18 protein-coding genes are annotated in these 21164 nt (G+C 45.0%); 9 read left to right on the forward strand and 9 right to left on the reverse strand.

Features of this window, described 5'->3' with window-relative positions; translation table 11 throughout:
• Positions 1-519 precede the first annotated feature (519 nt).
• The 3 genes from GJS45_RS14425 to GJS45_RS14435 all read right to left on the reverse strand — a co-directional run bounded on the left by GJS45_RS14425 (position 520) and on the right by GJS45_RS14435 (position 5021).
• Positions 520-2535 carry a protein-disulfide reductase DsbD family protein gene (locus GJS45_RS14425; protein ID WP_162342555.1) on the reverse strand — a complete coding sequence of 672 codons (2016 nt, stop codon included), beginning with the start codon at positions 2533-2535 and terminating at the stop codon, positions 520-522.
• Positions 2536-2637: 102 nt separating this feature from the next.
• Entirely contained in the window at positions 2638-4029 is a 1392-nt protein-coding gene (locus tag GJS45_RS14430) for a dipeptidase (protein WP_162342556.1), read from the reverse strand.
• Between the two features lie 56 nt (positions 4030-4085).
• Positions 4086-5021 (reverse strand): hydrogen peroxide-inducible genes activator, encoded by a 936-nt coding sequence (locus GJS45_RS14435; RefSeq protein WP_162342557.1) that lies wholly within the window; start codon positions 5019-5021, stop codon positions 4086-4088.
• A gap of 134 nt (positions 5022-5155) precedes the next feature.
• Here GJS45_RS14435 and GJS45_RS14440 point away from each other — a divergent pair, with 134 nt between their 5' ends.
• The 4 genes from GJS45_RS14440 to GJS45_RS14455 all read left to right on the forward strand — a co-directional run bounded on the left by GJS45_RS14440 (position 5156) and on the right by GJS45_RS14455 (position 10312).
• Positions 5156-6187 (forward strand): Fe(3+) ABC transporter substrate-binding protein, encoded by a 1032-nt coding sequence (locus tag GJS45_RS14440; RefSeq protein WP_162342558.1) that lies wholly within the window; start codon positions 5156-5158, stop codon positions 6185-6187.
• A gap of 13 nt (positions 6188-6200) precedes the next feature.
• Positions 6201-7835, forward strand: a complete 1635-nt coding sequence (locus tag GJS45_RS14445; protein ID WP_162342559.1) for an ABC transporter permease — start codon at positions 6201-6203, stop codon at positions 7833-7835.
• Positions 7836-7854: 19 nt separating this feature from the next.
• The gene (locus GJS45_RS14450; RefSeq protein WP_162342560.1) at positions 7855-8892 is read left to right on the forward strand and encodes an ABC transporter ATP-binding protein; all 1038 of its coding nucleotides are present in this window, start codon (positions 7855-7857) and stop codon (positions 8890-8892) included.
• A 196-nt stretch (positions 8893-9088) separates the two neighbouring features.
• Positions 9089-10312 (forward strand): redoxin domain-containing protein, encoded by a 1224-nt coding sequence (locus GJS45_RS14455; protein WP_162342561.1) that lies wholly within the window; start codon positions 9089-9091, stop codon positions 10310-10312.
• 110 nt (positions 10313-10422) lie between these two features.
• Here the strand turns inward: GJS45_RS14455 and GJS45_RS14460 are convergent, their stop codons facing one another.
• From GJS45_RS14460 to GJS45_RS14470, 3 genes are read right to left on the reverse strand one after another with little or no spacing between them, the layout of a single operon-like run.
• Positions 10423-11955, reverse strand: a complete 1533-nt coding sequence (locus GJS45_RS14460) for a P-loop NTPase family protein (protein WP_162342562.1) — start codon at positions 11953-11955, stop codon at positions 10423-10425.
• Positions 11956-11958: 3 nt separating this feature from the next.
• Positions 11959-13059: a vWA domain-containing protein gene (locus tag GJS45_RS14465; RefSeq protein ID WP_162342563.1), complete on the reverse strand. Its 1101-nt coding sequence runs from the start codon at positions 13057-13059 to the stop codon at positions 11959-11961.
• Positions 13060-13109: 50 nt separating this feature from the next.
• A complete protein-coding gene (locus GJS45_RS14470; protein WP_162342564.1) occupies positions 13110-13592 on the reverse strand; it encodes a GNAT family N-acetyltransferase in 483 nt (160 codons plus the stop codon).
• A gap of 127 nt (positions 13593-13719) precedes the next feature.
• Here GJS45_RS14470 and GJS45_RS14475 point away from each other — a divergent pair, with 127 nt between their 5' ends.
• The gene (locus tag GJS45_RS14475) at positions 13720-14502 is read left to right on the forward strand and encodes a type III pantothenate kinase (protein ID WP_162342565.1); all 783 of its coding nucleotides are present in this window, start codon (positions 13720-13722) and stop codon (positions 14500-14502) included.
• A gap of 79 nt (positions 14503-14581) precedes the next feature.
• Positions 14582-14962, forward strand: coding sequence for a DUF805 domain-containing protein (locus GJS45_RS14480; protein WP_162342566.1), 381 nt, complete (start codon positions 14582-14584; stop codon positions 14960-14962).
• Positions 14963-14977: 15 nt separating this feature from the next.
• Here the strand turns inward: GJS45_RS14480 and GJS45_RS14485 are convergent, their stop codons facing one another.
• From GJS45_RS14485 to GJS45_RS14495, 3 genes are all read right to left on the reverse strand, one after another.
• Entirely contained in the window at positions 14978-16549 is a 1572-nt protein-coding gene (locus tag GJS45_RS14485) for an Rne/Rng family ribonuclease (RefSeq protein WP_162342567.1), read from the reverse strand.
• A 179-nt stretch (positions 16550-16728) separates the two neighbouring features.
• Positions 16729-17550 carry a tetratricopeptide repeat protein gene (locus GJS45_RS14490; RefSeq protein ID WP_162342568.1) on the reverse strand — a complete coding sequence of 274 codons (822 nt, stop codon included), beginning with the start codon at positions 17548-17550 and terminating at the stop codon, positions 16729-16731.
• A 19-nt stretch (positions 17551-17569) separates the two neighbouring features.
• A complete protein-coding gene (locus tag GJS45_RS14495) occupies positions 17570-17878 on the reverse strand; it encodes an HU family DNA-binding protein (RefSeq protein WP_162342569.1) in 309 nt (102 codons plus the stop codon).
• Between the two features lie 162 nt (positions 17879-18040).
• Here GJS45_RS14495 and mutY point away from each other — a divergent pair, with 162 nt between their 5' ends.
• The 3 genes from mutY to gldE are packed head-to-tail and all read left to right on the forward strand — an operon-like array spanning position 18041 to position 21051.
• Positions 18041-19123 (forward strand): A/G-specific adenine glycosylase, encoded by a 1083-nt coding sequence (gene mutY / locus GJS45_RS14500; protein WP_162342570.1) that lies wholly within the window; start codon positions 18041-18043, stop codon positions 19121-19123.
• A 57-nt stretch (positions 19124-19180) separates the two neighbouring features.
• Positions 19181-19645 (forward strand): single-stranded DNA-binding protein, encoded by a 465-nt coding sequence (locus tag GJS45_RS14505; protein WP_162342571.1) that lies wholly within the window; start codon positions 19181-19183, stop codon positions 19643-19645.
• Positions 19646-19701: 56 nt separating this feature from the next.
• On the forward strand, positions 19702-21051 hold the full coding sequence (gene gldE / locus GJS45_RS14510; RefSeq protein ID WP_162342572.1) for a gliding motility-associated protein GldE: 1350 nt from the start codon (positions 19702-19704) through the stop codon (positions 21049-21051).
• Positions 21052-21164: the final 113 nt, after the last annotated feature.

Below are 21164 nucleotides of genomic sequence, written 5' to 3' on the forward strand. Positions count from 1 at the left end.
CGGTGTAAGAAAACCAACCCCGGTAGGGGTGACATGTTGGTAGCCCCGGGTAAGCCGACGCAGGAGGTGCGACCCGGGGTAAAATAGCGTTGGTTTTAAAGCATTAGCCGCAAGCAAGTTCAATAGTGAAACGAGCCTTTCGCTAATGCCAGTGGCCCCTTGATCTTTAAATTCTGCTTTAAATTCTGCCATCGGTAAAAGATGAGAAAAGAAAATTCAGGCAAGTGGAGGCAAAATTCTGGGCCTGGGAAAAAGGGTTTCACGCAGCGAAATGCGCGACGAACGCAGCGAGGGGCAATGCAGAGGATCGTGTAAATCAAGTAACCATATTCGGGGGATATGTAAATGGAAAAATGTGATAGTCCCCGCCGCGCTCGCTGCGACTCCTTTGCGACCGCCGCGTGAAACACATACGCTGCCTTATGGGGTCTTGGCTAGGGTACAGCGAAACGGCAACAGTATTTTTACCTGCAGCTAAAATAAGTAAGATAGAACAACCGCCCTTATTTTAAAATGACCCTATTGCCGCCTGGCAAATTCTTCTTTGGCGGCATCCAGAAACTCCACAAACTTCTGAATATCGGTTTCGTAGGCGATGGGATTCACCAGCAATTCCTCCTCATGATCCAGAATGACATAATAGGGCTGTGCATTGTTATTGAATCGGGTGATCTGAAAATCGGCGTTTTGCTTGCCGATGGTGGTTTTTTCCTTGTTGTCGTAGGTGGAAATGTACCATTCCGATTCGGGTAGGGTGTAGCGTTCGTCAATGTACAGGGCTACCATCACAAAATCCTCTTTCAGCCTTTTCAATACTCTTGGGTCGGACCAGACCCGTGCTTCCATTTCCCGGCAATTCACACAGCCATGCCCCGTAAAATCGATAAATAAGGGCTTATCCTGCTTTCTGGCGACTTCCAGGGCCTGCTGGTAATCGAAGTAGCCCTGAATGCCGTGTGGGAAATGAAGAAAATCGGCATATTTCGGAACCTCATCCAGTTCCTGATCCGAAGACGAAGCGTTTTCTCTGCTGATTTTTACCAAATCAAAATCATGGGAAGATATGGGAGGAAGGTAGCCGCTCAGTGCTTTTAGCGGGGCTCCCCACAAACCGGGTATCATATAGACCACGAATACAAAGGTGACCATGGCCAGCAGCAACCGGGGAACGCCCAGGTATTCCAGGGGACTGTCGTGCGGCAGTCGCAATTTTCCCAGCAGGTAAAGTCCCAACAGGGCAAAAATAACAATCCAGATAGCCAGATATATATCCCGGTCCAGCATTCCCCAATGATACACCTGGTCGGCGATACTCAGGAACTTAAAGGCCAGCGCCAATTCCAAAAATCCCAGGACTACCTTGACAGAATTAAGCCAGCCGCCTGATTTGGGAAGTGAATTAAGCCAGCCCGGAAAAATGGCGAAGAGGGTAAACGGAAGCGCAAAGGCCAGCGCAAAGGAAAACATGCCTAATATGGGTTTTAACAGGGCGCCACCGGCAGAACTGATCAATATAGATCCCACAATAGGACCGGTACAGGAAAAGGAAACGAGCACCAGGGTAAACGCCATAAAGAAAATACCGGCTATTCCTCCTTTATCTGCTTTGGCATCTATTTTATTTACAAAACCGGTGGGCAAGGTGATCTCAAATAAGCCGAGAAAGGCCAAGGCAAAGAAAATGAAAACGGCAAAAAAGAAAATATTGGGTAACCAATGGGTAGAAAGCCAATTGGCAAATTCCGGCCCTTGTACGGCAGCGACAATGGTTCCTGCAATGGTATAGATAGCGATGATGGAAAACCCATAAATAAAGGCATTACGATACCCCTGAAATTTGGAATTCGCCCTGCCGGTGAAAAAGGTGACTGTCATGGGAATCATGGGGAACACGCAGGGAGTTAGCAAAGCAGCCAGACCAGCCAGAAAGGCGATGAGCATGAAGCTAAGCAGGGAAGACTCCGGCTGTTCCAAGGTAATGGCAGACGATTCCCCGCTCTCTTTTCCTTCCTCCGCATTGAACAGGTCAGCATCGGAAGCTTCCGGTTCGGGAGAACTTGCCGGGGCATTTCCCAATACAAAGGAGAAATCCTCCTGATAGTTGATGCACTGGTTGGTAATATCGGAACACATTTGGTATTCCAGGGTACCTTGAATCAGCACATCTTCTTCTTCGATCAGCAGGGTTTGTTGAAATTCCCCCTCTTTGTCAAAATAGGTGACCTCTCCTTCCCATACTTCCTCGTACTTGGTTTTTGGATTTATAGCCGTCAAATCTCCGACCGATTGGAATCCTTCCTGGTCTTCCCAGACGATCTCAGTCAGCAAAGGCCCCAGGTCAGGATCAAAATCATTGGAATAGATGTACCAGTTCATGGGAATGGAAGCCTTCAAAATCAGGGTAACTTCTTCACCGACCCCGGCTTCCGGATTATCAATCCGTATATCCCACTTGGGGGGAGAAATTACCTGAGCGTTCAGGCTGGTCGCAAAAGCAAGCAGGAAAATAAGGGGAATCAAATAAGATACCTTCATAAATTTTATGGGCCATTCAATGGTTCAGAAATCAATCCATTCCCTCTATTAATTAAAAAGCTACTGGATAAGTTCCTGAGAGTAGTGATTAGGATTACTTGCTTACTTTTCCTTTGAAAGGTGGTGGAAATGCTTAAAAAACAAGGCAATTGTTTCGATTCCTTTCAGGTAATTGGCAACCCCATAATGTTCGTTTGGAGAATGAATCGCATCGGTATCCAGTCCAAAACCCAGTAAAATTGGATCAAGGCCCAATACCTTCTGAAAGAGTGCTGTGATGGGGATCGACCCCCCTTCCCGGGTAGGGATGGCTTTTTTACCAAAGGCTTCCTGAATGGCGGCTTCTGCTGCCTGATAGCCGATGGAGTCGGTGGGAACCACTGCAGCTTGTCCTCCGTGGTGGGGAACCACTTTCACTTTTACGGCGGGAGGAGCGATGCGTTTAAAATGCTGTTCAAATAACTGGGCGATGGCCTTGTGCTCCTGATCGGGGACCAGGCGCATGGAAATCTTCGCATGGGCTTTGGAAGGCAGTACGGTTTTGGCTCCCTCTCCTATGTAGCCGCCCCAAATACCATTCACGTCCAGTGTGGGCCGGATGCCTACCCGTTCAATGGTGGTGTACCCTTTCTCTCCATAGGTTTCTTTTACATCCAGTTTTCGCTTGAAATCAGCTTCCTCAAAAGGAGCTTGATTTAACTGCTTTCGGTATTCCGGGCCGTACTCCTGCACCTGATCGTAAAATCCCGGAATGGTGATGTGGTTGTCTTCATCGTGCAGGGAAGCGATCATTTTACACAACACATTGATGGGATTCGCTACGGAGCCTCCGAAGGTTCCACTGTGCAGGTCCTTATTGGGTCCGGTGACTTCCACCTGCAGGTAGGCTAGCCCGCGCAGTCCCACCGTCACGGAAGGATGTTCCAGCGAAATCATCGAAGTGTCCGAAATCAATACCACGTCCGCTTTCAGCTTTTCCTGATTTTTCTGAACAAAAAGGTCCAGGTTTTCGGATCCTACCTCCTCTTCTCCCTCGATCATGAATTTCACATTGCACTGAAGCATGCCTTCTGCTATCATGGCTTCAAAGGCCTTCACATGCATGTAAAACTGCCCCTTGTCATCGGCTGATCCCCGAGCGAAAATGGCCCCTTCCGGGTGCAGTTCCGTGTTACGAATCACCGGTTCAAAGGGAGGAGAATCCCATAGCTCCAAAGGATCTGCTGGTTGCACATCGTAGTGACCATAAATTAAAATGGTAGGGGCTGCCGGATCAACGATCTTTTCTCCGTACACGATGGGGAAACCGGCCGTTGCACAGATTTCGGCATGGTCGACCCCGGCGGCAATTAACTTCTCCTTGACAAATTCGGCAGCTTTTACCACTTCTTCCTTATAGGCCGGGTCAGCACTGACAGAGGGGATTTTCAGTAAGTCTACCAACTCATCTAAAAACCGGGGAGAATTTGCTGCTATGTAACGCTGAATGGACATGTATTTTTAGTTCTTGATTTCAAGATCGAAATTAATGCTTTTTAAAGGATTTTCCTTTATAATTTAAAACTTACCAGCTTGCCCTCCTTTTTGGAAAGCATGTGTTTCGGGATTACGTTTCGAATCTCCTCAAAAAGTAGGGAAACCAACTTTTGTTTCAGAAAGCTACGGGTGAGAATCAGGCTTACTTCCCGGACCGGTGCTTCTCCCCGAAATGGTCGCAGCCTGCTTTTTTCCTCTTCACTCAGGCTTTCTGTAGCCAACTCAGGTAGCAGGGTAATACCTTTGTAGCGGTTGACCATGTTTTTCAATCCTTCCAATGAACCACTTTCGTAGTGGAAATTCATCCGTTGAAATTTATTTTGATCGCACAGGTTGAGTACCTGATCCCGAAAACAATGCCCCTGCTGCAAGACCCAGAGGTCTTCTGATAGAATGGCTCCTGCTTCCACCTGATCCTGTTTTAACAGGGGGTGGTACTTCGACAGGTATACGAAAAATTTTTCGTAGAAAATGGGCTTTTCCACGATTCCTGATTCCTCTAGGGGAGTGACTACCAGCCCTATATCCAGTTCGTCGTTTTTTAGCTTTTTTAAGATGTCTTCCGTTACCATTTCCTGTACTTGTAGCTGCACACGAGGGTATTTTTGGATAAAGTTTTGGATAAAAAGCGGCAGCAAATACGGAGCAATCGTGGGAATCACCCCCATTTTGATCAGGCCGCTTACATCCCCCTTCATTTGAGAGACCAACTCGAAGATCCCCTTGCTTTCAGAAACAACTTTTTTGGCCTGAGCAATGATCCTTTCACCGATTTCCGTGGGAATGACAGGCATTTTTGACCTGTCAAAGAGAATGACTCCCAGTTCTTTTTCCAATTTACTCACCTGGGCACTCAGGGTAGGCTGGGTGACAAAACAGGCTTCGGCAGCATGGCCGAAATGGCGGCACTTATCGACGGCCAATATGTATTCCAGTTGCTGAATGGTCATTATACCTTTCTGGTGTGGGGTTAATTTCTCTAATAAAAAGAGCTTCGCAAATATAAAAATCTTTTTTCTTTTATTTAGATTTGATATAAATAATGCCTAATTTTGTGCCCAAACATCGTAATAACACCGTAATTATGAAGCAAATTCAAACGTTAATTCTTTCCTTTTTGGTTTTGGCCGTTACCTTTTCCTGTGCTCAGAAAAGCACGGAAGAAGAAGTAGTGAATGTCTACACGCACCGACATTACGATGCCGATCAGCAATTATTCGATGCTTTTACTGCCGAAACCGGAATCGAAGTCAATGTAGTTAGTGCCAGTGCCGACGAACTGATCCAGAAACTGGAGTTGGAGGGAGAAGGATCTCCGGCGGATTTGCTGATTACAGTGGATGCAGGCAGGCTTCACCGGGCTCAGGAAAAAGGCTTGTTTCAGGCAGTTTCCTCATCGGTATTGGAGCAAAACATCCCTGCAAAGTTTCGAAACCCGGAAGGCTTGTGGTTTGGGCTGACTTACAGGGCCCGAATAATGGCTTATCATAAAGAAAGGGTAAATCCGGAAGAGTTGGATGCTTACGAAAGTCTTACCGAACCCCAATGGGAAGGAAGGGTATTGACCCGGTCTTCTGAAAATATTTATAACCAATCCCTGCTGGCTTCTCTAATTGTGGCACATGGGCCTGAGAAAGCCAAGGAATGGGCGGCCGGACTTTTGGCTAACATGGCCCGGGATCCGAAAGGAAGCGATCGGGATCAGGTGAAAGCCGTTGCTTCCGGAGAGGGAGATGTGGCCATTGTGAACAGCTACTATATAGGGATCATGCTCAATGATGCCAATCCGGAGACGGTTAAAGCTGCTGAGCAGGTAGGCATATTTTTCCCCAACCAAAATGACAGGGGAACCCATATCAATATATCCGGAGCAGGCGTAACCCGTCATGCTCCCAACAAGGAAAATGCTGTTCGGTTGATTGAGTTTTTGTCAGAGGAAAAATCGCAGCAGGTTTTGGCCAATGTAAACTACGAATACCCCGTAAATCCAAAGGTTTCCCCTTCCGAATTGCTTCAGAGTTGGGGAGATTTTAAAGCCGATTCCATAAACCTGTCACTTCTTGGAGAAAATAACAGGCAAGCAGTAATTATTTTTGATGAAGTAGGCTGGAAATAATTAGCAAGTAATATTGGAAATTGCCAAACAACGGATTTTCTGGTGGAATAAGTGGATGACAGGCACCTTACTGGTACTGTTGTTAATAGCTACGCCTCTTTTTACGATTCTTTTTAAGCTGACCGACCCACCAGGTGAAAGTTGGATGCACCTTAGGGAAACTTTGCTGTCAGGTTATTTTAAAAATACGGTGATTTTACTCGCAGGGGTGGGTATTGGCACCTTTTTACTAGGCGTATCGACTGCCTGGGCCGTAACCAATTACCGATTTCCCGGGAGGAGGTATTTTGAGTGGCTCCTGATTTTACCATTGGGATTTCCGGGATACATCATGGCCTATACCTATACCGGCATGCTTGATTACTCGGGTCCTTTGCAAGCCTTTCTTAGAAATACCCTGGGTTTTCAGGTCGTTGGAAGTATCGTGGATATCATGAACCTTCCCGGGGCAATTTTTATTTTATCTATCACCTTGTTTCCCTACGTGTATTTGTTGTCCCGAGCTTCTTTTTTGCGGCAATCCCGGACCTTGCAGGAAGCCGCTGCCCTTTTGGGAAGTAATGGCTGGCAAACCTTTTTGAAAGTGGCCCTTCCCATGGCCCGGCCTGCCATTGTCGGCGGCATTGCTTTGGCCTCCATGGAGGTGCTAAATGATTACGGTACCGTCAAATATTTCGGAGTAAGTACGTTTACGACCGGAATTTTCCGATCCTGGTTCTCGATGGGTGATGTGACTACGGCCATTTATCTGGCCGCCATTCTGATGCTTTTGGTGTTCGTTATTTTATTGCTGGAGGGTTGGCAGCGCGGACACAGGCGGTTTTCATCCAACCATTCGATAAGCAAGCCATTAGTAAGCGTAGTGCTCCCAACCGGGAAAAAGTGGCTACTCACCATTTTTTGTTCCACATTATTTTTCTTCAGTTTTTTTGCTCCCTTTTTGCAAATTATTCAATGGGTTTGGCTGACGTATCAGCAATCAATGGATGCCGATTTCTTTTATTTAGTGCTTAGAAGTTTCGGATTGGCAGCTGCAGCAGGCCTGCTGGTGGCCGTGATAGCGGTAATTTTATTGTATACCTTACGATTAAGTTCCCTGCCATGGCTGAAAAATGTGACCCGCATCGGCACGCTTGGATATGCCATTCCGGGAGCGGTGATAGCGGTCGGCATCATGGTACCTGTTTTGGGTTTGGACCAGTGGTTGCGGGAAAATCTGTTATCAGACCGAATGGGGATGGTCATTTCGGGTACGATTTCGGTGCTTATCTTTGCGTATATCGTTCGGTTTATGGCCGTGGGTTATCATCCGATTGATGCTGGATTTCAAAAAATTGGTATCCATGTGAATGAAGCCGGAAGGCTGTTGGGTAAAAGCAGCTGGAAAACCTTGTGGAGAGTTGATTTGCCCTTGATCAAAGCAAGTGTATTGAGCGGCATATTGCTGGTGTTTGTGGATGTTTTAAAAGAATTACCCTTAACTTTGATTCTTCGACCGTTTAATTATCATACGTTGGCCACTAAAGCGTTTGACATGGCCACTAATGAAATGATAGCGGAATCGGCCAATGCCTCTCTAATCATTATCCTTACGGGAATAGTACCCATCGTTTTTCTGAACAGGATGATCCGGAAGGCGAACGTGTAGGAAAAACTGACATTTTTGAATGAATATACTCAGGCTGCAAGGCATCGATAAAAAATATGCAAGTTCCGATGATTATGCGGTAAAGGACATCTCCCTGGAAGTAAAGAAAGGAGAGATTCTGGCACTGGTCGGGGAAAGCGGCTCTGGAAAGACCACCCTGCTTCGCTTGATTTCCGGCTTGGAACACCCCGATGCCGGCACGATCACGCTATCGGGGCAAACCCTGGTAGAGGGAAGTAGATCGGTGCCCGCAAATGAACGGAATGTCGGTATGGTTTTTCAGGATTATGCACTTTTCCCCCATCTCAACATTCTAGACAATGTGAAATTTGGGATCAGGGCTTCTCAGGGAAATGCCAATGATATCGCAACGAAAACATTAAAGCTGGTGGGTTTGAATGAAAAGCCCACCAAATATCCACACCAGCTTTCAGGCGGTCAGCAACAACGTGTGGCCCTCGCAAGAGCGATTGCTCCCAATCCGACCATTCTGCTGCTGGATGAACCCTTCAGTAACCTGGATGGGGTCCTTAAGGACCAGGTCCGGGAAGAAACCCGTCAAATTATCAAAAAAGCGGGAATCACCGCTTTGTTTGTAACGCATGATACCCGGGATGCCCTTTCTACCGCTGATCGGGTGGCCATTCTGCACAAAGGTTTCCTACAGCAACTGGATAGCCCAAAGAAATTATACGAAAACCCTGTTAATCCCTACGTGGCCAATTTTTTTGGTCGAAGAAACCAGGTGTTGGCAACGGCCACTGATGACGGGTTTTATACCTCCTTCGGTTTTATCACCGATGAAAGGTCCCGAAATTTCCAGAATAAGGTAAAAATCCTTTTCCGTCCCGAAGAGATAAAAATCAAGAAAAGCCTTAGACAGGCACTGATTGGTACCGTCAGGCAAAGTGCCTATTTTGGTGACCATCAAATGGTCCGCCTGGCAGATGAAAACGGAAAGTGCATATATGTTCGTGCGACCCCAACCCGCCATTTTACCAACGGGAGCAGCGTATTTTTCACCATCCGGTCCTTTAGTGTGGAAGATGCTTTCTAAAAGGTCGCTGTTTCATTAAACCCCTGTGACAGGCATAAGTAGATCCTAATGTCCATTTTTGAAGCGCTGCCGATTTCCTGATTTTCCCAGGCTTGGCAGTCGGGAGGTTTTACCTGCCGCTTTTATTCTGTATATTTATTTCAGTCAACTGGACAATTCCTGGTTTTCATGTATGTTACATTAGATCCATTCCAAAATGAGCCCTTTGCACGCACTAAATACCTTGTTTGTGAAAGTTTCCTTTGCTTTTATCCTGCTGTCACTTGTTTATGCCTGCGGACAGCGCAATCAGTCTTCGGAAAAGGAAGAAACAGTTGCCGCCGAGGAATTTTTTACGCCGGATCCAAAAGTGGTGGCGGAAAAGCCCGTTACTACCCTGGAAATAGGCGACAGTGCTCCTGATTTCAAATTGCCGGGGGTAGATGGCCACTACCACGAACTTTCGGATTACCAGGACAAAGAAGTTTTGGTGATCAACTTCACCTGCAATCACTGCCCTACCGCCCAGGCCTACGAACAGCGGTTTATTGATCTGGCGGAGGAATACAGCGATCAGGGCGTGCAGTTCATTGCTATTTCTCCCAATTCGCCAATAGCCGTTCTTCCGGAGGAATTGGGCTACACGGATCTGAACGATGACTTCGAAAGTATGAAAATCCGTGCTGAGGAAATGGATTATAATTTCCCCTATCTATACGATGGGGACGAGCATCACTTTTCCACTGCCTATGGTCCTACGGCGACACCTCATATTTTCATTTTTGATAAGGATCGAAAACTGACTTATCAGGGCCGGATAGATGCTTCCGAAAAGCCCGGGACCGGAAAAGCAGAGGATGCCATCTATGCCATCGAAAAGACCCTGCAGGGAGAGGCTCTGGCTGCCGACCGAGCCACGACACCCGCCTTTGGCTGTTCCATCAAATGGGCCTGGAAAAACGAGTATACCCTCAAGGTGAACGAAGAATGGAAAGAAAAGCCGGTGGACCTGTCTACTATCAGCTTGGAGGAGTTAGAAAACCTTCTGGAAAATGACAGCGATCAGCTACGATTAGTGAATTTTTGGGCTACCTGGTGCGGTCCCTGTATTGTGGAGTATCCTGAATTTATTGAAATCCAACGCATGTATGGCAACCGGGATTTTGAATTTGTGTCGGTCTCACTGGACAATCCGGAATCTGCCGACAAAGCCCTGAAATTCCTGCAAAAAAAGTATTCGGCAACAACCAATTACCTGGTGGATACCGATGATAAATATGCCATTATCGATGTGGTAAAAAACGATTGGGACGGTAGTCTTCCCCTAACCTTGCTAATCGAACCGGGAGGAAAGGTGTACCACAAAGTACCTGGCACCATAGATCCACTGGCAATGAAAAAAACCATTGTGGATCATCCCATGATAGGCAGGTATTACTAATAACCAAATTAATATACTGCCCGGAAATCCTGGACGATATCCCGAATTTACCTCTCCCTTTCTCCCCCTCCTGAAAACAGGAGAGGGGATTGACAATCTGTTTTCAGCAATTAGTTGTCAAAGGGATCCTCCTCATCATCGTCCTCCAATCCGGGATTTCCGAGATCAAACATGCTGCTGAAAAGGTCCTTGAATTGCATGCCTGTATCCAGCAGCTTTTTGCTTAGCTGGCTGTATTCTGCCAGTCCGTGCAGGGCAAATTCCATGAAGAATTCTTTTTCCTTTTCAGGCAAGTCTTTTACAAATTCCGTAACAATCTTCTCCAATCCAGGTACCTGGTGTAAGTCGGATTTATAGGTTTTGTCCGTATGGGAAGCCAAAATATCCAATTCATTTCCTTCTCCAAACCAGGCCAGGGGCAATACATAAGGATTTCCTTCCTTCTCTTTCTTCTTTTGTTCGGGAGAAGGGAAGTATTGTACAAACAAACTTCGAATGGCTTTTCCGATCAGGTTGTGCGCCACCAGGCCGGCTCCCTCCTGTTCTCCTTCATAGACCAGTTCTACCTTTCCTGTGATGGCGGGAATGACACCGATAAGATCCACAATCCGTACCATGGTCTGGTTTTCATTATTCAGGTACAATCTCCTTTCGGCAGCAGAAATGAGGTTTTCGTAAGCGGAAATCGTCAGCCTTGCCGAAACGCCACTTTTCTCATCCACGTACTCGCTATCCCGGGCTTCTATGGCAATTTGCTCAATCAGGTCTTTCATAAGTTCCGGCACGTGGATTTTATCCAGTGGTCGATGGGTTAACTTGGCTTCCTGTTGGGTTATTTTTCTGCCGATTTCAATGTTTTTGGGATAATGGGTAATGATCTGACTTTCGATCCGGTCTTTAAGTGGAGTAACGATGCTTCCCCGATTGGTATAATCCTCTGGGTTTGCGGTAAACACAAACTGTATATCCAGCGGAAGCCTTAGCTTAAAGCCTCTGATCTGAATATCTCCCTCTTGCAGAATATTAAAAAGAGCCACCTGAATCCTTGCCTGTAAATCCGGCAATTCATTGATCACAAAAATGGATCGATGAGATCGGGGTACTAACCCAAAGTGAATGACTCGTTCGTCATTGTAGGAGAGTTTCATGGTGGCGGCCTTAATGGGGTCTACATCCCCAATCAAATCGGCAACTGACACATCCGGCGTCGCAAGTTTTTCCGTGTATCGGTCCTCTTTAGCCCACCAAACTACCGGGGTATCGTCCCCTTTTTCCTGAATCAATTCCCGGGCAAAAGTAGAAATAGGCCGCAACGGGTCGTCATTGAGTTCTGCACCTTTAACCACTGGAACGTAATCGTCCAGTAGGAGGGTCATCATCCTGGCAATCCGGGTTTTTGCCTGCCCCCTTAATCCAAGCAGGTTGATATTGTGACCGGAGAGAATCGCTCGTTCAATATCCGGTATCACGGTATCTTCATAGCCCCAGATGCCTTCAAAAACATTCTCCTTATGTTGTATTTTGTGGATTAGATTTTGCCTTAATTCTTCTTTTATGGTTTTCCCTGAGTAGCCTACGGCCTTTAACTGTCCCAGGGTTTGTATTTTCAATCGTTCTTTGTTGGTCATTTTTTGGTATTCCATGCTTTAAAAACGTTTCGTTCGGTTTCTTCTGTAATCTTCGAAAATCAAATGACCCAGGCCTTTGAGATTGCTGTAGTAGGCGTTACCGTTATTGACGGTGGTAAATTCTTTAACAAATTCTTTGAGATAGGGGTCGGAGGCGATCATAAAAGTCGTGACAGGAATTTTCAATCGCCGACACTGCGCTGCCAGTTTTAATGTTTCCTTCAGTATTTTGCTATCAATGCCGAAGCTATTTTTATAATACTTAATGCCAACCTTCAAACAGGTAGGTTTTCCATCCGTGATCATAAAGATCTGCTTATTGGGATTTTTTCTCCGCCTCAACAGATCCATAGCCAGTTCCAGACCTGCTACCGTGTTCGTATGGTAAGGCCCAACTTGCAGGTAGGGAAGGTCTTTAATGGCTATCTGCCAGGCATCGTTGCCAAAAACGATTACGTCCAGGGTGTCTTTCGGGTAGCGGGTCTTGATCAGCTCTGCCAGGGCCATGGCTACCTTTTTGGCAGGCGTGATCCTGTCCTCTCCATAGAGGATCATGGAATGGGAAATATCGATCATCAGAACCGTGGAGGTCTGCGTACGGGTCTCGCTTTCCACCACTTCCAAATCATCCTCAGTCAACAAATAGTCACCTGAAAACCCGTGGTTTGCCTGCGCATTTCTCAGGGAATCGGTAAGTGCGATTTGATCCAGGTTGTCGCCAAATTGAAAGGGCCGTCTTTCGGAACCCCTTTCCTCTCCGGGCCCGGTGTGGGTTGTTTTGTGCTGCCCGCCTTTTCCTTTTTTTAGCTTCCCGAAAATTTCCTCCAACGCACTTTTTCGAATGGTCTGTTCGGCTTTTCCGGTAATTTTAATCGACCCTTTTCCCTGCTTCTCGTCCAGGTAGCCCTTGCTTTTCAAATCCTCGATAAAATCACCAATGCCGTAACCGGGAGTGGTCATCTGGTAGCGTTTGTCCAGGTTGGTCAGCCAGCTGAGTGCTTCGGCTACATCTCCACCGGTCATGGTGACTAATTGAAGGAAAATGTCCAATAGCTGATCAAAGGTATTCTTATCGGGATCTTTCTGTGGGACAAATTTGGTAAATCTGAAACCTTTCATAACTCCTTAACAAAATATTACTGCCAGAGGTTTTCGCTTTTCGAAATCCCTCATTGATTTTCGATGAGCGCGACGATCTCATCGGCCTGAAGATGGCAATTGAGCCATTCTTCCTCAAAACTCGCACCGTATTTCTTGTAAAATTTAATGGCTGGTTCGTTCCAATCCAGCACCTGCCACATCATGCCTGTGCAACCTTCTTCCAGCGATTTGGCCAGCACTGCCTCAAATAGCAATTTACCCGCGCCCTTTCCTCTCTCCGATGCGGTGATGATGTAATCTTCCAGGTAAAGCCGTTTTCCTTTCCAGGTGCTGTAGCGGTAATAGTAAATGGCTGTTCCGATAATGGGGCCATTACCTTCTTTTTCTATCACAAAAAAACCAAAGACAGGGTTCGGACCAAAGCCATCCTTTTCCATTAGTTGTACGGTATTGGTCACCTCTTCGGGTGCCTTTTCATAAAGGGCTAATTCCTGGATGAGGGCAAAGACCTCTGGTAAGTCTTCTTTTTTTCCTTTTCTAACGATATACATGAGTTGAAATTAATAAAAAGGGCCCACTTTAGCCAATACGGTTCTCCTTTCTGGGAAAATTAACCGGAGGATGGGGCAGGGCAATTGCCGCACGATTTTTATCTTTGGTCAAACAAATCTATTTGCCATGTTTTTATCCATCGATGCCGGTAATTCGACCATTATTTTTGGTTTGTATAGGGAGGGGGCTGATTCCTGGAGCCCCACCCTTAGCGTGGATAGCCATAAAAACCTGACGGTTTTTCAGCTTGAAAAGAAGCTGGGTCACTTCTTTTTGGAGAATGATTGGAAGCTGGAATCCGTTACCGATATTGGGTTGAGCACGGTGGTTCCTGATTTAGCACCCGTACTTTTGCAATGTTGTGAAAACTTTTTTGGGAGGACTCCTTATCTCATTGACGGAAACAGCTATGAAAGGCTCCCGGTAAAAACGGTAAACCCACACGAAATAGGTACTGATCTGATGGCTAACATTACCGCCGCTTACGCGTGTTTTAGGGAAGCTTGTATTGTGGTAGATTTTGGGACTGCCCTGACATTTAGCATCGTGAATGAACAGGGGCAGGTCATTGGGGTAAACATCGTCCCCGGAATCAAAACGGCTATCGATGCACTTTTCACTGGAACGGCCAAATTACCCAAGGTAAGCTTGGAAATACCGGATTCTGTATTGGGAAAGAATACGGTTCATTCCATACAGGCAGGAATTTTTTACGGCTATACGGCCCTGGTCAAGGGGATGCTGGCAGCCATTGCTGAGGAGACCAACCGAAGCTACAAGGTAGTGGCCACAGGTGGGCTTTCAGCAGTGATGGACCATCTCCATGATCAATTTAATCTGATAGACAGGCACCTGACCTTAAGGGGAATCTATCAGATTACGAATTCAAACAGGAATGGGCAGGGCTGAGTGGCATCAAATTTTGGAAATTTGCAGATATATAGGTAGTTTAATCACAGTTAAATTTTCGAACGTAAACCCCTTATTTATGAATGCCCAATCCCAGCCTTTTGATTATTTTCTGGATGTGATAAAAAATAAATACGCGCAATTTGATGGCAGGGCCAGGAGAAGCGAGTATTGGTACTTTGTGCTGTTTAATATTCTGATCAGTCTCGGTATCGGAATCGTGGGAACCCTCCTCGATCTTTCATTTTTGAGTATGATTTACAGCTTAGCCATATTTATTCCGGGTATAGCAGTAGCTGTGAGGAGACTCCATGATACAGGAAGGTCAGGGTTATGGGTGCTGATTGGCTTGATTCCGGTAATCGGGGTTATCGTGCTGATCGTGTTTTTAGTAGAAGACAGCAAACCTGCCAATCAGTACGGTCCCAATCCCAAAACACCAAATAGTGGTATCGTCTAAAAAAAAAAGCGAGTCTTACTCAGACTCGCTTTTTATGATAATTTCTATAGGTTCTCCTGTGCTATCCAGGAATTTGTACTCCGTCACCGGTAATGAAGAATCTTTAATCAGACTGATCCATTTGTAATAGTTAAAAAACCACTGAATCCTTTTGGAATAGATGCCATGTGTAAAGTAGGCATATAAATAAGGGTGCATGGCTATTTTAATCTTCGATTCGTTTTGGTGTGTTGCAAGATGGTCTAAATCTTTTTCCAATTTGTCTGCTACCAAAATGGAAGCCTGGATTTTTCCAGTTCCATTACAGGATGGGCAGGTTTCTTTGGTGACAATGTTCATTTCGGGTCGGACGCGTTGTCGGGTGATTTGCATCAGTCCGAATTTTGTGAGTGGGAGCACCGTGTTTTTTGATCGGTCATCTCTCATTGCGTCTTTCATCGCCTCGAAAATTGCCCGTTTGTTATCGGCTTTTTTCATGTCAATGAAATCAATCACAATGATGCCACCCATATCGCGTAGCCTTAATTGTCTTGCAATTTCCTTTACCGCTACTAAATTGGTTTTAAGGCCGGTATTTTCCTGATCATTTTCCTGGTTGGATTTGTTTCCACTGTTCACATCTACCACATGAAGGGCTTCGGTGTGCTCAATAATGAGGTATCCGCCCTGGGGCAAACTTACGGCGGATCCAAACAGGCTTTTGATCTGTTTTTCGATACCAAAACTTTCAAAGAGCTTTGCTTTTCCGTTGAAAAGCTTAACAATTTTTTCTTTTTCTGGAGCAATCGATCTTATGTAAGATCGCATCTGATCGTAAATTACTTCATCCTCTACCGTGATTGCGTCGAAAGATTCGTTGAGTAGGTCCCTGATAATCGAGGAGGCCAAACTCATTTCTCCGATGATTTTGTCTTTTACCTTGGCTGTTTGCAGCTTTTTCATGCCTTCTTCCCATGATTCCAGAAGGTTTCTGAGATCTTTGTCCAATTCGGTGACAGATTGTCCTTCTGCCACAGTTCGGATGATCACCCCAAAATTCACGGGTTTGATAGACGTGATAAGCCTGGCTAACCTTCTTCTTTCCTCGGCACTGCGTATTTTTTTAGATACGTTCACCGTGTCAGAAAAGGGCACCAAAACCAGGTATCGACCAGCAAGGGAGAGCTCACAGGACAGTCGCGGTCCTTTCGTTGAAATCGGTTCTTTCACTACTTGCACCAAAACCTGATTGTTCTTAGACAATACCTGGGAAATTTTTCCCAGCTTGTCTATTTCAGGTTCATTTTCAAAGCCCTTCAGGTTGAATCCCTGATGACTCTTATTTCGGGTAACTTTAACCAGCTTATTCAAGCTGTTTACCCTAGGTCCAAGATCCTGATAATGTAAAAATGCGTCTTTTTCAAAACCAACGTCTATAAAAGCGGCGTTTAGCCCATTGACGATTTTTTTTACAGAGCCAAGATAGATATCTCCGACTTTAAACTTGTTGTCTTCTTCTTCTAAGTGAAGCTCAATCAAGCTTTTGTTTTTCAACAAGGCAATGCGACTACCGTTTTGAGAGGAATCAATTAATAATTCTGAACTCAAATTGTGTCTCTATTATGAAATAAAAGAACGTTTTTGTTTTAAGAAGTTATCGAATTACTTCTTTTTGTGTCTGTTTTTTCTCAATCTTTTCTTACGCTTGTGCGTAGCGATCTTATGTCTCTTCCTTTTTTTACCGCAAGGCATAATTTTATGGTTTAAAGTTTAACACTTATTTTAAATTATAATCTATCCAAATAATTCTCGATCCCTGATAGGATCTGTGGATCATCCGTTTTCTGCTGCAGGGCTTCCAACTGCTTTTTGGCCTGGTTCTTTTGATTCGACTCAAATAAACTTACGCCCAGATAAAACTGTCCCTGTATGTTTTCAGGGTGATTGGCCACTAACCTTTCGAATCGCTCCACCGCACGCTTGTATTGACCACTTTGCATGGATAAAATACCCATATTGAACAGGGCCTCTTCGTTATCCGGATCCTGTTCCAATATATCCCTCAGCATGGTAATCCCTTGCATGGGATTGGACGAAGATACGTAGGTCATGGCTACTTTGGTCTTCAGATCCAGCCTTTCCGGGTTTTGTTCCAATACCTTTCCGAGATACAAACGGGCTTTTTCTGCCATTAGTCTGGTTTTGTCATCTTCCATGGCAAAACCAAAGGCTTCGTAGTACAAGTTGCCTGCTTTTTCCCAGTTCTCGAGTTCCGGAACCTTTTCGGCAATTAAGCCATAGTAATAAGCCGCACTGTCCAATTTTCCACCCTTTTCATAAACACTGGCAATGGAATCAGCAAATATAACAAAATTTTCGTCATCAGGTTCCCCTTCCATTTGACCCATTAGATTTTCAATCATTTCCAGGTCAGTGGCATTCAGGGAACTTCCATGTGAATTTGCCTCCGGATTAACACCAGATCCCAAATCACTTTCACCTGTAGCGAGATCTCCCTGCTCATTTTCAACCACCACCAAGGGTAAGGAGTAAAGAAAATAAGTCAGTAATAAACCTACTACAACGAAAATAATTTGGGATCGCTTCATCTTTAACATTTACCCGAACTTAGTCCTGGGGAGCCAACTCTTTCACATTTTGGCTGTTTTTGATTTTTTCGATAAAAGATTTTGAAGGTTTAAAAGCGGGAACATAATGTTCGTCAATCACAATAGCTGTGTTTTTGGAAATGTTTCTCGCAATTTTTTTAGCCCTTTTTTTGTTAATAAAACTGCCAAAACCTCTGACATAGATGTTATCTCCCTCTGCCATTGAATCCTTTACAACCTTAAAGAACGCCTCGACGGTCTGTGTAACATCGTCCTTCTGAATTCCTGTCTTCTCCGAAATCTTTGTGATTACCTCTGCTTTAGTCACTGTCTTAAAATTTTATTGTGTAATTCATTAGAGGCTTAACCTCCTATTAACCAAGTAATTTTGGGAGTGCAAATTTACAATAACCATTCCAATTAAAAAATAAAATGAACAAAATTAGCTTGTTTTGTCAAATAAGTGGTCGAAAATTAACTTAAATAAATTTTGAATAGTAGCTATTTTACTGAAAAACTGCTCCGTTGGTATCCCCATAATCGTCGCGATTTGCCTTGGAGAGGCACAAGGGATCCATATATCATTTGGTTGTCCGAAATCATTCTTCAGCAGACACGGGTAGCTCAGGGCTTACCTTATTTTTACGATTTTGTAAATAAATTTCCCACTTTGGCACAATTGGCCGCAGCACCAGAGTCGGAAATCCTTCGGAGTTGGCAAGGATTGGGTTATTATAGCAGGGCCCGTAACCTGCATGCTTGCGCCAGGGGAATCGTAAATGAGCGGGAAGGAAAATTTCCCAATAATTATAAAGACCTCCTGAAGCTTAAGGGAGTGGGTCCCTATACTGCGGCTGCTATCGCCTCCTTCGCCTTCCGTGAGCCCGTGGCAGTGGTAGATGGGAATGTTTACCGGGTTCTTTCCCGGTTTTTTGGGATTAGTACGGATATAGGCTCCCCTGCCGGTAAGAAAGAGTTCGAATTGCTGGCAAACCGGTTAATTCCAAAAAGCAATCCGGATGACTACAATCAGGCCATCATGGAATTTGGGGCGCTTCAGTGCGTCCCAACAAATCCGGATTGCCCAAACTGCCCACTCCAGCCTGACTGTTTTGCCTCAAAACGTGAACTGGTACACAGCTTACCTGTAAAAGAGAAAAAAACCAAGGTTAGGCCACGATACTTTGTCTATCACTATATCCATGCCGCCGGTCAGATTGTCGTGCGTAAACGAACTGCAAAGGATATATGGCAAGGATTGGTAGACTTTCCACTTGAAGAATTCAGCAGTGAAGAAGCTATTTTTCCTCCAAAGCCTGAAAACCTGTCAGCTTTTCGGGAATTAGCATCCCTTGGACCGGTTTTTGAGCCCCACGCAGAAAAACCCTGGAAGCACATTCTTAGTCATCAGCGAATATTTGCTTCGTTCGTAGAGATCAAGTTGAAAGCAGCGCAAAAACCGCAGTTAGAAAAGTGGGCTACCGAGAACGGATACACGCTGGCAGACGAACAGGCTTTGGAAGAAATGGGAAAACCCAAATTGATTGTCAGGTATTTGAATCAAAAAAAATAAATCATTACATTTAAGATAGGTAACGCTAACCACCTCGAATATATAAAATAGCAAATCATGGCAGGAGTAAATAAAGTAATTCTACTGGGAAATCTGGGTGCTGACCCGGAGGTCAAGCACCTGGAGGGAGATAAGGTAGTCGCCAATCTGCGGTTGGCTACCACTGAAACGTACAAGGATCGATCCGGAAACCGGGTCGAAAACACAGAATGGCACGACCTGGAACTGTGGGACGGACAGGCAAAAGTAGCAGAGCAATATTTAAAAAAGGGAAGCCAGATTTACGTAGAAGGTAAAATAAAATCGGATACCTGGCAGGATGATCATGGGAATAACCGGAAACGAATGAAAATTCGGGTGTTGAGTTTTACCATGCTGGGTTCCAAAAGCATGGGGCAGGATAGTCCGGGGTCCGGGCAGGCACAACCTTCCGGAAATACCGAAAATGCCAGAGGCAACCAAATGGCACAGGAGCCATCCTTTGAAAATGAGGAAGATGGATCAGACGATTTACCATTTTAAGAGAAAGGGTTCCGTTAAAATTCCGTAGTTTTGCAAAAAATAATTTTCTTACATTAATGGACGACCCCTACCCGAGTTTGCTGTTGCTGGCAGATATCCTGGCTGTTTCTCCGGTTTATGTGGTGACCAACGCGATCCTATTCCTCGCACTTTTGGTATCATCCGCTTTGGTATCCGGTTCGGAAGTAGCATTTTTTTCGCTGAACCACGAGGATATCGAATCAATTCAGCAAACAGACGACTCCCGTTCTGAGAAGGTGATTGCGCTTATTGAAAATCCTCAGAAGCTGTTGAGTACCATTTTGATTCTCAACAACCTGATCAATATCAGCATCGTTACCCTAACCACCTTTTTTACCTGGACGGTCTTTGGTACGGATACCTCCGGCATTATTATCATTTTGTTTCAAACCGTCGGCGTTACTTTCGCCATCGTATTCATTGGAGAGATTGTTCCTAAAGTATACGCCAATTCGGCCAGGGTTACCTTTTCCAGGTTGACCTCCACCTTTCTTTACTATTTTTCCTTATTGCTGAGCCCGCTTTCCTATGCCTTGATGGCCATGAGTAATGTGATTGAAAAGCGGATCGAGAGGAAAGGCTATTCCATTTCGGTAGATGAATTGCATCAGGCATTGGAAATCACCTCGGTGGACACCAGTAATAACGAACGAGATATTCTGAAAGGCATCGTTAATTTTGGTACCTTGTCCGTAAAGCAGGTAATGCGTTCACGAATGGACCTTACGGCGGTGGATGTGGAAATGGATTTCCATGAATTAATGGACAAGATCAATAAAAGTGGCTATTCCCGAATTCCGGTATACGAAGATACCATCGATCAAATCAGGGGAATCCTCTACATAAAGGACCTGCTGGATCACATAGAGAAAGACGAACATTTTCAATGGCAGGACCTGATTCGCAAGGGTTATTTCATTCCTGAGAACAAAAAGCTCGCCGACCTACTTAAAAACTTTAAAAACAAGCGGGTTCACATGGCCATCGTGGTGGATGAATATGGGGGGACTTCCGGACTGGTGACGCTGGAAGACCTGATAGAGGAAATCATCGGAGACATCAACGATGAATTTGACGATGTGGAAGAACACCTTTTTCGAAAACTCGACGAGCGGACCTACCTTTTTGAAGGCAAAATATCGTTGAATGATTTCTGCAAAAAATTGGAGCTAGACATTCAGCTTTTTGATGAAGTAAAAGGGGAAAGCGAATCCCTGGGGGGATTGCTACTGGAATTAAATTCCAATCTGCCCAAAAACGGAACAAAAATCAGGTTTGAAAATTTTGAATTTACGATCATGGCCGTTGACACCAGAAAAATCAAAAAAGTAAAGGTAGTGTTGGACGAACCCCAGGATAAAAACATTCCAGATCAATCGGACTGATTCATTTCCAGGCGAATCGGACTATTGGAAGATAGATTTTAATTTTTATAGGTACGGGTTTAATTTTCTGATTTTTTTTTGTAGTTTTAAAATTACGAAAAACGAACTTAAAT

The organism is Cyclobacterium salsum, from assembly GCF_010119245.1.
Lineage (GTDB): Bacteria > Bacteroidota > Bacteroidia > Cytophagales > Cyclobacteriaceae > Cyclobacterium > Cyclobacterium salsum.